At 63.4% G+C, this 13035-nt stretch carries 11 protein-coding genes and 1 tRNA gene; 3 read left to right on the top strand and 9 right to left on the bottom strand.

The window, feature by feature from the left end; all coding sequences use genetic code 11:
* Positions 1-50: 50 nt before the first annotated feature.
* Positions 51-127 (bottom strand) — tRNA-Met (locus BN1123_RS18285).
* Between the two features lie 195 nt (positions 128-322).
* Between BN1123_RS18285 and glgX the strand changes: the two genes are divergently transcribed.
* Positions 323-2386, top strand: coding sequence for a glycogen debranching protein GlgX (gene glgX, locus BN1123_RS18290; RefSeq protein ID WP_042028835.1), 2064 nt, complete (start codon positions 323-325; stop codon positions 2384-2386).
* A gap of 89 nt (positions 2387-2475) precedes the next feature.
* Here glgX and BN1123_RS18295 read toward each other — a convergent pair whose 3' ends face one another.
* The 4 genes from BN1123_RS18295 to BN1123_RS18305 form a co-directional block, all read right to left on the bottom strand.
* Positions 2476-3195: a hypothetical protein gene (locus BN1123_RS18295; RefSeq protein WP_042028837.1), complete on the bottom strand. Its 720-nt coding sequence runs from the start codon at positions 3193-3195 to the stop codon at positions 2476-2478.
* A gap of 135 nt (positions 3196-3330) precedes the next feature.
* The gene (locus BN1123_RS18300) at positions 3331-4971 is read right to left on the bottom strand and encodes an ATP-dependent endonuclease (protein WP_042028839.1); all 1641 of its coding nucleotides are present in this window, start codon (positions 4969-4971) and stop codon (positions 3331-3333) included.
* Between the two features lie 77 nt (positions 4972-5048).
* Positions 5049-5171: a hypothetical protein gene (locus BN1123_RS21920; RefSeq protein WP_268746130.1), complete on the bottom strand. Its 123-nt coding sequence runs from the start codon at positions 5169-5171 to the stop codon at positions 5049-5051.
* Between the two features lie 51 nt (positions 5172-5222).
* Positions 5223-6107, bottom strand: a complete 885-nt coding sequence (locus BN1123_RS18305; RefSeq protein WP_042028841.1) for a helix-turn-helix domain-containing protein — start codon at positions 6105-6107, stop codon at positions 5223-5225.
* A 171-nt stretch (positions 6108-6278) separates the two neighbouring features.
* On the opposite strand from BN1123_RS18305, the gene BN1123_RS18310 reads away from it, so the two are divergent.
* Both BN1123_RS18310 and BN1123_RS18315 read left to right on the top strand, forming a co-directional pair.
* A complete protein-coding gene (locus tag BN1123_RS18310) occupies positions 6279-7190 on the top strand; it encodes a DMT family transporter (RefSeq protein WP_042028843.1) in 912 nt (303 codons plus the stop codon).
* 57 nt (positions 7191-7247) lie between these two features.
* Complete coding sequence (locus BN1123_RS18315; RefSeq protein WP_042028844.1) at positions 7248-8129, top strand: LysR family transcriptional regulator; 882 nt, start codon at positions 7248-7250, stop codon at positions 8127-8129.
* Here BN1123_RS18315 and BN1123_RS18320 read toward each other — a convergent pair.
* The 4 genes from BN1123_RS18320 to BN1123_RS18335 all read right to left on the bottom strand — a co-directional run bounded on the left by BN1123_RS18320 (position 8123) and on the right by BN1123_RS18335 (position 12944).
* Positions 8123-8902: a TSUP family transporter gene (locus tag BN1123_RS18320; RefSeq protein ID WP_042028846.1), complete on the bottom strand. Its 780-nt coding sequence runs from the start codon at positions 8900-8902 to the stop codon at positions 8123-8125. The two genes, BN1123_RS18315 and BN1123_RS18320, sit on opposite strands and share 7 nt — an antisense overlap.
* A 195-nt stretch (positions 8903-9097) precedes the next feature.
* A complete protein-coding gene (locus BN1123_RS18325; RefSeq protein ID WP_042028848.1) occupies positions 9098-9844 on the bottom strand; it encodes a tRNA-uridine aminocarboxypropyltransferase in 747 nt (248 codons plus the stop codon).
* Between the two features lie 105 nt (positions 9845-9949).
* A complete protein-coding gene (locus BN1123_RS18330) occupies positions 9950-11149 on the bottom strand; it encodes an ROK family transcriptional regulator (protein WP_042028849.1) in 1200 nt (399 codons plus the stop codon).
* 127 nt (positions 11150-11276) lie between these two features.
* Positions 11277-12944, bottom strand: a complete 1668-nt coding sequence (locus BN1123_RS18335) for a methyl-accepting chemotaxis protein (protein WP_042028852.1) — start codon at positions 12942-12944, stop codon at positions 11277-11279.
* Between the last annotated feature and the right edge of the window lie 91 nt (positions 12945-13035).

Genomic DNA, 13035 nt, shown 5'->3' on the forward strand with positions numbered 1-13035 from the left:
GGCGTTTGTCTGCATCTCTGCCTGAACAGGCGACACACCGACGAAAAAGTTGGTTGCGGGGGCCGGATTTGAACCGACGACCTTCGGGTTATGAGCCCGACGAGCTACCGAGCTGCTCCACCCCGCGTCCGAGGTGGCCAATAATATGCGCCAACGCACAGATTGCAAGTAAATCTATCAAAAAAAGTTTATTAGGGGATTAATTGGACAAAAGGTGTGGGCTTTCACGGCATCTTGCTGTTTTTTCAGGCAAACGAGTCCGAGCCAGAGGCAGGCACTACACTAAGCAGGGATCGGTTTTGCCACCTTGGGTAGGTATCTTATGCGTATTTCCGCCGGCCATTGCCGTCAGTTGGGGGCCACCCCCGACCAGCACGGCGTCAATTTCGCCATCTGGGCCCGGCTGGCCAGCCGGGTTGAACTGCTGCTCTTTGCCAGCCCCGAAGACAGCACCCCGGAGGTGATCCCCCTCTCACCCCGACTCAACCGCACCGCCTACTACTGGCACATCCATATAGAGGGCATTGCGATCGGCCAGCGTTACGCCTACCGCATCCAGGGGCCCTGGCGTCCCTACTGCGGCACCCGCTTTGACAGCGAAAAAGTGTTGCTGGATCCTTACGGCCGCAGCATCGAGCTGGAGCCCCATTATGATCGCCGGGCCGCCGCCCGCCCCGGCAGCAATCTGGCCTGCTGCGCCAAGAACCGGGTGGTGGATACCCACGACTACGACTGGGAAGATGACAAGCTGCCGGCCCACTCTCTCTCCCGTTCGGTCATCTACGAGTTGCACCTGGGAGGATTCACCAGATCGCCGCACTCCGGCGTCGACCCTGCCCTGCGCGGCACCTATCTGGGCTTGATTGAGAAGATCCCCTATCTGCAATCTCTCGGCGTCACCGCCGTCGAGCTGCTGCCAGTGTTCCAGTTCGATCCCCAGGATGCCCCCGAGGGACTCTCCAACTACTGGGGCTACAGTCCCATGTCGTTTTTTGCCCCCCACGCCCAATACGCCTGCGGCGATGATCCCCTCACCGAGTTTCGCGACATGGTCAAGGCGCTGCACAGGGCCAATATCGAGGTGATCCTGGATGTGGTCTACAACCACACCGCCGAGGGGGGCGAGGATGGCCCGACCTTCTCCTTTCGCGGCATCGACAACGAGGTCTACTACATCCTCGACAACCAGCACAGGGACACCAACTACTCCGGCTGCGGCAACACCTTCAATGGCGCCCACCCGGTGGTGCTGCGCATGATCATGGACAGCCTCCACTTCTGGCGCCAGGAGATGCACGTCGACGGCTTTCGCTTCGATCTGGCGGCCATTTTGTCCCGTGACGAGTCTGGCCAGCCCCAGGCCAACGCCCCTACCCTGCGCACCATAGACACGGATCCCAACATCGCCGACATCAAGCTCATCGCCGAGGCCTGGGATGCAGGGGGCCTCTATCAGGTGGGCTCCCTGGCTGGCGCCCGCTGGCGTGAGTGGAACGGCCAGTTTAGGGACGATGTACGCAGCTTCCTGCGCGGTGACGAGAACAGCGTCACCGCCTTTGTCGAGCGGCTGTGCGGCAGCCCGGACATCTACCACTACCACCATGCCGATCCCGAGAAGAGCATCAACTTCGTCACCTGCCACGACGGCTTTACCCTCTGGGACTGGACCAGCTACAACGGCAAGCACAACGAGGCCAATGGCGAGCAGAACCGCGACGGTTGTGACCATAACTTCAGCTGGAACCACGGCCACGAAGGGGCCACGGACGATCCCCAGATCAAGGGCTTGCGCGTACGCCAGGCCAAGAACATGATGGTGGCCACCCTGCTCTCGGTCGGCTCCCCCATGATCCTGATGGGGGACGAGGTGCTGCGCAGCCAGCAGGGCAACAACAACGGCTACTGCCAGGACAACGACACCTGCTGGATGCCCTGGCAACCCACCACCAGCGGTCAGGAGATGTTCCGCTTCATGAAGGAGCTGATCCAGTATCGCAAACACCTGTTCCAGCGCCCGGAGCAGGAGAGCATGCCGCTCTCGCTCACCGAGATCCTGCGCCACAGCGAGATCTGCTGGCACGGGGTCAACGCCATGCAGCCGGATTTCGGCTCCCACTCCCACGCCATCGCCATGTCGGCCCTCTCAAGCGAAACCCGGCTGGCCCTCTATGTACTGTTCAACGCCTACTGGGAACCGCTCACCTTCAACCTGCCAAGCCCCCCCAAGGGGGTCGGCGGCTACTGGCGCCGGATCCTGGATACCGCCCTGCCCTCGCCCCAGGACATCTGCACCTTCGGCATGCCGCTGCAGGGACTGACCCGGGAATATCTGGCCCAGCCTCGCAGCAGTTGCCTCTTTATCTGCGGGGCCGATGACTTCTATTGATTGATGAGGACGGCCAGCAACGAAAAAGCCCCCCGAGCCAGGCTCGGGGGGCTTTTTTTGGCCCTTGTTACGCCAGAGTAGCGGTCGCGTCAGACCAGTTGATGCAGCACGCTGGTGGCGGCGATCTGGGCGATGATAAGCCCGCACAGGGAGGTCGAGACGACGACGGGAGCCGTCTCCTTGCGCTGGTAGATAGGGCTGAACCAGAGCAACAGGGAGGCCACCAGCAACACCGCCTGGGTCACCACCGCCGGGATGAGATCATCCAGGTTGGCGGCACTGCCCTGCCAGCCCACCAGCACCGCCAACCAGATCAGGCTGATGAAAGCCCCCACCAGACCCGCCAGCGGCAGCAGGGTGTTGAACGCCTGCAGACGATGGCGGGCCCGCAGCAGCATCAGGTGGGCAAAGGCCGCCCCCAGCATGCACATTTGCATCAGGCCGCTGATCCAGCCCTGGATCTGCAGCAGTCCCACGCCATAGAGGGCCAACGGCAGCGCCGGCAGCCATAACAGAGTGGACGGAACGGAGCGCTTGCCCTCCAGCCGCGACTGGGCCAGCGACAGGCAGATCCCCAGCACCAGGCTCGCGCCGCCACACCAGATGAGCCAGCTGGCGGCATTGGCCTCGACGGCCAGCATCAGGGAGAGGCCGGTGATCACCCAGATGGAGAAGAGTTGCTGGCTGATCCTGGAGCGCTGGCCCGGACAGATATCACCGCGCCACAGCACGATGCCGAGGGCGATCAGCGCCCCCAGCGCCATCAGGCCGGTCAGGGGAAAGAGCCAAAAAGGGAGTTGGACGAACATGATGCCTCCAGCAGAGAGTTGCAACGGGCGCCCTCACGGCGCCAGAGAGGGGGCGAGTATACCCAAACCCGCCCCTATCCCCAATCTCTGTGCATGTTCCGGATGCGCGGCAACCGACTTGGGAGGTGTACGGCCTTAACCCTGGCCGCGAGCCAGCGCCACCACCCGGGAAAACATCTGGCGCAGCACTGGCGGTATGTGATCGGCACCGAGCCGCTCTGCCTCCTCCACCACCGCCAGCGCCATGCCCGGCTTGCTACGCTTGTGGATCGCCTTGCTGATGATGTGGCTGGCACTCAGCATGGTACGCCCGCCCACCCCGGCTTCGCGGCGAAACACCCCCTCAAAGCCGTTGTGATAGAGGTAGTGCTCTATGTCCGCCGCCGGCAGCTGGGTCAGGCGATCCCGCTCCCGTTCCCCCTTGAGCAGCGAGCGGGCCGAGGTGGCATACTTGACCCCCGCCTCGTCGCCGTCGGTGAGCAGATGCCACTCGATGCCAAAGTCGCGGGCCACCTTGATGAGCGGTGACTGGCCGCACTGGGCAAACTCGATGATCCGCACTCCTTCCGCCCGCAGGCTGTAGCCGCAGATCTGGGCCAGTTCCGAGAGCAGCCAGATCTCGGTTTCCCCCTCCACCAGCAGCCAGCAGCGGGCAAACAGCGACATGGGGCGGTTGATCCGTACGTGGAAGGCAATCTTGCGCAGATCGTCGCTGCTGTAGCGCTCGCCGCCAATCTGGTGGCAGACGATGTCCTGCTGCCGGCGCACCAGCCGCCGCACCTGGTTGAGCGGCAGGGAGGAGAGCAGATCCCCCGAGTTGGTGGTGAGCAGTTTCTGGCCCGGCAGCTGCTCCAGCAGGCCCCAGGCCAGCGCCAGCATGGTGGGGTGCAGGCGACTCTCGGGGTCTTCCAGGATCATGATGGGGCGCGCGCCCTCCTCCAGCTCGCGGTTGCCACGCGCCTGCAGCAGGGTGGCCGCCATGCCCGCCATGGCCAGTTGCAACGCCCGGTTGTCGGCATGGCGCAGCAGGGTGTGCAAATTGCCCGGGTTGCGCAGGGTCATGGGGCGATTGATGATGTCCCGCTGACTGCGCGGCTTGTTCTTCTTGATGGGGGCCAGGGCGTTGAAGTAGTGATCCATCAACTGGCGCACCGCCTGCAACGCCTCTTTGAGCTCGGGCTCGCCAATGCGCTGGGGCTCGTCGATCAGCTTGTCGGCCAGATGACTCAGGCGGTTCTCCGACAGATCCCCCCACTGCAGCGTCTCCACCCCGTGGCGGGCGCTGCGGGCATCACGCAGACGAAACACCGGGTTCATGGTGATGAGCAGGCAGATAAGCTCCCGGCTATTGTCGATGGGCAAGCTCTTGCCGATGCCGTCGAGAAAATCGTGGGTGGTCACCACGGCGCCGTCATCCAGCAGCTCGGCGCTGGCACGATAGTGGATGCGGTTGAACTTGTCCTTGTGCAGCACCCAGGCGGGGCACAACCGTGCCAGGCGGCGCGAATGCAGACACATCTGGGGTCTGTGCTCACTGAAGGTGAGCACCAGTTGCAGATGACGGGCCGGTTCGAGCTCGGGATCTTCCGGCTGGTGAAAATCCTCGGCGGTGAATTGGTAGGGCTCGGCATCCTGCCCCAGCAGGCACCAGAGTGCCCGCAGCAGGCTCGATTTGCCCCAGGTGTTTTCGCCGATCAGTACCGTGGTGTGATCCAGCCCGAGCGAGAGCCGATTTATGCCACGAAATCCTTTGACTTCAATACGTTCCAGAAACATGCAGCCATGTCCACTTCATCCTGATGGGGCAATAGTGGCAAAGTTGCCGCAAAAAACCTATCGGCGAGTCGGGATTTTCAACGGGAACTGTGAGGCACTGCAGGTTCGGGCGGGGTGGGCGCGGCGATACGCCCCTCTGGGGCATTCCAGTGATTGAACCACAGATGACGGGTACGGATCTGGCGTTTGCGATGATTCATGGCGACTCCTGTCAACATGAAGAGGGAACGCCCCTCTCCTGACCCCGAGTCTCACGCATGTCTGTGACAGACGGATGACAACTGGGCCCGCCACTGGCCGGGGGAGAGGCCAAAGGCCTCCCGAAAGCGGTTGCCAAAGTGGCCCTGGGAGGAGAAACCGCACTGGATGGCGATGCTGGCCAGGGGCTCGTTCCCTGCCAGCAGCTGCTTGGCCCGCTTGAGCCTAAGCTCCAGCAGATAGCGATGGGGAGGACAACCCAGGCTCTGGGCAAACATGCGGGCAAAATGGTATTCGCTGAGCCCCGCCTCTTGCGCCAGCTCGGCCAGGGTCACCGGCTCGGCCAGATGGGCCAGCAGATACTCCTGCACCCGCCGGATCACCGCCGGGGCCAACCCCCCGCGCAGGGGCGGCAGGCCCGGCGCCTCCAGGGTATGGTGGCGGTAGGCGTGCAGCATCAGCATCCAGGCGCCGTGGGAAAGGGCCATCTTGTCGATGCCATGCTGCCACTCCAGCTTCATCAGCTGGGTCTGGACCAGGGCCGCTGCCAGGGGATCGTCGATGAAGGTCTTGTCCACCAGCTGCAGATGACGGCCCTCCTTGTCACATACCTCTTCGGCAATGCGGGTGAGGTGGGCCGGGGTGAAGTAGAGGTGGAAGAAGCGAAACTCCTCGCGCACCAGCCACTCGGATCTGTGGTGATCCGGCATGATGCACACCTTGCCGGTGCCGCCGTGGCCGCCCGGCCCGTCGAGCCGCTCGGTCTGCTCACCCCCCTGCAGATAGACGCTCACCGTGTGGTGCCCCGGCTTGTGGTAGCGGGTCTGATCGTAGCAGTTGCGCCAACTGGCGACGCCAAGGCCGGGCTCCAACCAGCAGGCATCCTCCAGCCGGGCGCCAGTGCTCACCAATGCATCGAATACCCCTGCCCTCTTCATCTCTTCCCGTTACCCTCGTTAGCCCACAGCGCCGGTGCGCATGCCATCCATCTTACCGACAGCGCCCCGGGATGACAGCCAGGGGCGATGAAAAACCGCAAGATGATGCAAGCCAGCTCCCTCGAGCGGCCGTCATGCTGATCTTCACTTCTTCTGACAGCGGGATCCCCCATGAATCTGATGCTCTACCTTGCCACCGTCCTTATCTGGGGCAGCACCTGGATTGCCATCGCCTGGCAGCTCGGCCCCATCCCCATCGAGGTGTCGGTGCTCTATCGCTTCATGCTGGCGGCGCTGGCCCTGTTTGTCCTGCTAACCGCCAGCGGCCGCTTCCCGCGTCTGCCCTGGCACGGCCAGCGTTACGCGGCCCTGCTCGGCGCTCTGCTGTTCTCCACCAATTTTCTCTGCTTCTACCACGCCACTCTCTACATCCCGAGCGGCCTGTCGGCGGTGATCTTCGCCAGCGCCAGCATCTTCAACGGGATCAATCTCTGGCTGTTCGAGGGCAAGCGGCCGGGCCTGCGCTGGCTGCAGGGGTCGCTGCTGGGTCTGCTTGGCACCTTACTGCTGTTCTGGCCCGTGCTGGCGGATGCGCAACTGGGTGCAAACGGTTGGAAGGGGCTCCTGCTGGCCTCTGGCGGTACCCTCTGCTTCTCGCTGGGCAACCTGGTGTCGGCCCGGGGCCAACGCCAAGGCTATCACGTGCTGCAGCTGGTGCCCTGGGGCATGGTGTACGGGGTGGTACTGCTGCTGGGCTGGGTCACCCTGCTCGGCCAGTCGTTGGTGATCCCGACCGATGGCCACTATCTGGCCGCCATGGTATATCTCGCCCTGTTCGGTTCAGTCATCGCCTTCACTGCTTATCTCACCCTGGTGGGCAGAATTGGCGCCAGCAAGGCGGCCTACGCCACCGTGCTGTTTCCTCTGGTGGCCCTCACCCTCTCGACCTTCTACGAGGGCTTCGTCTGGCAGACGGTCTCAGTGGTGGGCGTGGTGGTGAGCCTCATCGGCAACCTGGTGATCTTCGCCCCGCCCCTGCGGGAATGGCGCCTGCGCCCGGCCAGGGCGGTGAAGGGTGCTTGATCCCGACCCCGCCTGCCCCTAAGGTAACGCCTTCCAACGGAGATGACGGGAGGCGATATGTTACTGGAAGGGCTGGAGACGCTCTGCCTGCTGGCAAGCGAGGGCACCATGGCCAAGGCGGCCAGCCGGCTCTACATCAGCCAGTCGGCGGTGAGCAAGCGGATCGCCCAGCTCGAGCAACGCCTTGGCAAGAAGCTCATCGAGCCGGACGGGCGCCAGACTCGCCTCACCCCGCAGGCGCTGGAACTGCTCGCCCGGGTGGCGCCGAGTCTGGCGGAGATCAAGGGGGTGCTGGCGGACAACCAACCCCTGACGGATCAGACCCCGCTGCCCATCGCCTGCTCCGAGACCCTGCTGGCGGGCTACCTGACCCGCTTCATGCACGACTACCTGCGCCGCGATCCCCATCTCGCCCTCTCCACCCACCACACCCCGGTGATCCTGGCGCGGGTGCGCAGCGGCGACGCCCTGCTTGGCATCTGCGCTGGCCGACTGCCTCCCGGCCACGGGCTGGGGGCCGAGCTGCTGCTGGAGGAGCCCTTCTATCTGGTGGGTGACGATCAGCAAGCGGCGTCAACGCCGGATCAGGGAAAAGGAGAAGCGGGAGCCATGCGCAAGATCCTGACCATGGATCTGGAGAATCCCTCCAACAGCTATCTGCGCGAACCGCTGGCTGAACTCGGGCTGGCACCTGTTATGGAGCTCGACTCCTATCTGGCGCTGATCGAACTGGCCAAGGCGGGCATAGGCCCGGTGCTGCTGCCGGCGGGCCTGCTGACCCTGGTAGGCGAACAGGGTCACAAGGCGCGTCCCCTGCCGGGGTTGGGACGCCCCCTGCACCTCATCTACCGGCCAAACAGCCTGAAGCGGGCACGGATCGCCCAGCTGGTGAGCGCGCTGCGCGCCCACTTTCAACCCCTGTCAGGGGTGATTCAATAGACCCAGGCGAACAGCTCGGGATACTGGCTCCAGACCAGTTTGGCGGACATCAGCAGGGAGACGGTGACCAGCAGGGGCTTGATCAGCTTCACCCCTTTTTGCAGCACCATCTTGGAGCCGAAACGGGCGCCGATGAACTGGCCAAGGGCCATGGCAAAGCCGACGCTCCATACCACCTTGCCCCCCAGGGCGAAGAACAGCAGGGAGGCGATGTTGGAGGTGAAGTTGAGCAGCTTGGTGTGGGCCGTGGCCCGCGCCATGCCAAAACCGGCCAGCGCCACGAAGCCGATGGCAAAGAATGACCCGGTGCCGGGCCCGAAGAAGCCGTCATAGAAACCGACCCCGCCCCCCACCAGCAGGGCGAACACCATGGGAGTGAGCCTGCGGGTACTCTCCGCATCGCTCACCCTGGGAGAGAAGAGGAAGTAGCAGGCAAACGCCATCAGCAGGAAGGGCAGCAGCCGCTCCAACACAGCGGCATCTATGGTCTGCACCGCCAATGTGCCCGCCGCCGCCCCGATGAAGGTGCAGATCACCGCAGGCCAGATCATGGACCATTCCAGCAACCCCCGACGGGCGTAGAACCAGGTGGCGGAGAAGGAACCGAAACTGCTCTGCAGCTTGTTGGTGCCAAGCACCAGGGCCGGCGGCATGCCGGTGGCCAGCAGGGCGGGTACCGTCAGCAGACCGCCGCCTCCGGCGATGGCATCGATAAAGCCGGCGACAAGGGCCACGCCAAACAGGGCGACCAGGGTTAACAGTTCCAATTCCATCCTTAGACCTCGTGAGATGATGAGCAAGCGCCACGGTGCCGAACAAAGGGCGTTTGGCGTGGCGATCAGCCAGATACTGGGTACAGGACGCTATCCTAGCGAGGGTGAGTCCATGAATCTAACGAAACAGTGTCAGACAACCCATTCCTGATTTTCATCAATATATTCCCTGCCCCATGGCTGGCTGCGGTGGCCTTATGGCTCCTGCGGTCTCTCCCGAATTGTTGACAGAGCCTGTAGCAGGGGGGCTTCATCCTCGCCGGGGGCGCGGCTCACCCGCCCCGCCATGTAACGACTGCTGAACAGGTTGAACCAGAGCTGCAGCGCCTGACCCACCGCGGGCTGGCCCGCCACCTCCAGCACGCAGGCCGCCACCTCGGCGGTGCAGAGGTGTTCGTCGCAATTGGCCACCCGCATGCCATAGGTGGAGAGCGCATCCGGCCTGATGGCAAGCACGGGGAAGCCGTCCAGATAGGGGCTCTTGTTGAACATCTTGCGCGCCTCGGGCCAGGTGCCGTCGAGCAGGATGAAGAGCGGCTTCTTGCCCGGTACCAAGACCACCTCGCCGGTCACCCGCACCGGATCTTTCTCGCAATCGGGGAACACCACATAGGGCTGCCAGGCGGGATCCGCCAGCAAGGTCAACAGCTCCGGATGAGGCCGCGTACGGGACCAGAGAAAGGCCCAGGTGGAATCCGGCAGCACATCGGCAATCAAACGCCCCGTGTTGGAAGGCTTCATCGGCTCGCTGTCATACATCAGCAGACAGAAGCCGGCCTCGGCTTTGAGTTCGGGGCGCCAGGCGCAGGCACACCAGTCATGGCGCAGCTGGCAGGCAGGACAGCGGGGCAAGGTGCCGCCACGGGCGAGAAACGGTCGGGTAGAAATACTCTTGCGCCAGGCCCGCAGGCGATTGACGGCATGATCGGGAACAGGGGTCATCTTGCTTCACTGAATGGAGTCACACGCTGAGGGCCGCGCAGGCCCCCCGAAAAGCGCAGGATTGTACCCAGTTGTGCGGTCTCAGAACAGCACTCCCTGCCGTTTTCAGCCCCGCAACAGCTCCAGCAAGAGGCTGCCGTCGCGCAGCGCCTTGTGCACCTGCACCGAGGTGGGCTTGGTGGGATCTTCGTAGAAGTGGGTGGATTCGATCTGCAGGCGCACCAGATAGTCGGTGGGGAGCTGGCTGGCCAGCGACTGGTGCAGCATGGGGAACAGCAGCCGATCGGCGCGGGTGATCTCCCCGCCCAGCAGCAGCTTGCCCGGATTGAGCAGGCAGATGAGGTTGGAGAGCACCCGGGAGAGGCGGCCCGCCGCCTTGTGCAGTATGTCCTGGCAGAGGCTGTTGCCCGCCAGCGCCAGCTCGCACAGCTCGCGAATGTTGACGCTCTCGGGCAGATCGTACTCCTGCATCCGCTCGCGCAGGTCCCGGTACTGCGCCTCCAGCGCCTGGTTGGTCACCAGGGTGCAGGCACAGCCAAAGCCGCCGCAGTAGCAGCGCTGGCCATAGGGTTCGAGCTGAAGATGGCTGAGATCCCCGAGCAGCGCACTCTCGCTCTCGATAAGCTGGCCGTTGACCACCATACCGACACCGATGTCGTTGTGGACGAACACCAGCACCGCATCGGAGCAGTTCTTGGCCGCCCCCCACTCCCGCTCGGCCTGGATCCAGGTACGCACGTCGCCACTGACCAGCACGGTCACCCCGAACGCCGCCTGCAGGGTGGGCCCCAGCGGCCAGTGGTGCAGATCGTAGTAAGGGAAGTGCTTGACCATGCCGGAGTGGCGTTCCACCTGCCCCGGCAGACAGAGGGCAATGCAGGCCAGGCTCAGGGCCTTTTTGGGCAGAAACGCCTTGATGGCATGCACCAGGCTGCCCAGCAGATCGCCGCGCTCCTCCTCGCTGAAGAGGTGGCGCTGGCGGGCCAGGGAGCGACCGGTGAAGTCGAACAGCGCCATGTCCACGTAGCCACGCCCGAGACGCATGGAGAGAAACTGGAAGCGGCGCTCGTTGATGCGCAGCAGGGTCTGGCGTCGACCCCGCCCCACCGAGCTCTCGCCACAGGGCACCACCAGACCGCCGTCGAGCAGCTCGCGGGTGATCTTGGTGATGCTGGCAGGAGAGAGGCCGGTCAGGCGGGAGAGATCGGTGCGCGACAGCTCCTTGTGCTCTTCCAGACTGGCATACACCAGGCCGTAGTTGAGCTGCCGGATCAAGTCGATACTGCCTTTCACGATCTCATTCATAGGATATGGGTCAAGCACGGAAACAAAGGCCCTGATTTTCACACATTATTGGCCAATTCCCAAATAAACTGCGGCCTGCACGGGAGCAGGCCGCCCTGAACTGACGCCGGTTTGGGGCCAGAGAGAGTCAGTAACGGAACTGGGAGACCAGTTTGCGCAACTTATCACCGGTATCGGCCAGTTCGCGAGTCGTGTTGTTCGACTCCTCCGCCCCGTTGGCCAGTTCGCCGACGATGTGCTGAATGGCCACCAGGTTCTTGTTGATCTCCTCGGAGACCGCATGCTGCTCCTCGGCCGCCGCGGCAATCTGGATATTCATGTCGTTGATGGTGCTGACCGCCGACACCATGCTGTCCAAAGAACTCGCGATATGGCTCGCCTCCTGCACCGTCTCCTGGCTGCGGTCCTCGCTCGCCTGCATCACCTCCACTGCCTGTTTGACGCCACTTTGCAGCCGCTGCAGCATCTCGTTGATCTCCTTGGTGCTCTGCTGGGTGCGGCCGGCAAGCGATCGCACCTCGTCCGCCACCACCGCAAAGCCGCGCCCCTGCTCTCCCGCCCGGGCCGCCTCGATGGCCGCGTTGAGGGCCAGCAGGTTGGTCTGCTCGGCAATGCCGCGGATCACTTCCACCACTGTGCCAATCTTGGCGGTCTCCTGAGCCAGCTGTTCGATGACATCGGAGGCGGTGTGCACCTCGTCGACCAGCCGGTTGATGCTGTTGATGGCCCCCCCCACCACACCACGGGCAGCATCGGATTCACGCGCCGCATCGCTGGTGGCATTGGCGGCATTGGAGGCACTGGACGCCACCTCCTGGGCGGTCGAGCTCATCTCGGTCACGGCGGTGACTACCTGATCCGTCTCCCGGCTGTGGCCCTGCATCTGGTGATCCACCTGCTCGCTCAGATGGTGCAGCTTGTCGACGGCCACGAAGAGATGATTGCTGGTCTCCCCGACCTGGCTCACCACCGACTGGATCCTGGTCACGAAGCGGTTGAAGGCGGTGGCCAGCTGGCCGATTTCATCCTGACTCTGCACCTTGAGGCGCTGGGTCAGATCCCCCTCCCCGTCGGCGATGTCGTTAAGGGCCGAGACCGCATCCACCAGCGGCCGGGAGACCCGGTTGCCGATCACCACGGTCACCGCCAGGGTCACCCCCAGCACCAGCAGGATCAGCAAGACGCTGTTTCGCACCGACTCGTGCATGCTCTCTTCGCGCTGGGTGCGCAGCGCCGCCAGTTCGGTATCGATATCGTCGATATAAAAACCGGTGCCGATGATCCACTGGTATTTGTCGAGCACCACATTGTAGGAAAGCTTGGGCGCATCCCGTCCGATGGAGGGCTTGGCGGTCCAGTATTCGGAGAAGCCATCTCCCTCACGGGCCGCCTTGACGATCTCCTGGATCAGCAGCTTGCCCTTGGCATCCTTGTCCTGCCAGCGGTTCTTGCCCTCCATCTCGGGACGGGGGGGCAAGAGTATCACCGAGCCCTGAAAGTCGTAGACGAAGAAGTAGCCGTCGCTGTTATAACGCAGCGGGCGCAGTATGGACTTTACCTTCTCGCGATTCTCCGGGGTATCGGGCTGGGCGTAGACATCGGCGATGGCGGTTTTCGCCAGCATGATGTAGCTGTCGAGCAGGGCCTTGCGCTCATTCATCGCCCGTTCTCTGGCAACCACCAGGCTGCTCTCCAGATCGCTTTTTGACAGCAGGTAATTGCTCAGGTTGACCACCAGGGCCATCAACAGAACGGGCACGGCCCCTAACAGCAGTATTTTCTGTTTCAGCGTCATCTTTATCATCCTTGCGACATATTGTTGTAGTGATGTGTTCCCACCTTGAGAGTGTAGACAGGCCCCATTGGAAGTGGTTGGCGGGCGCCGG

The organism is Aeromonas enteropelogenes, from assembly GCF_000819845.1.
Classification (GTDB): Bacteria; Pseudomonadota; Gammaproteobacteria; order Enterobacterales; family Aeromonadaceae; genus Aeromonas; species Aeromonas enteropelogenes.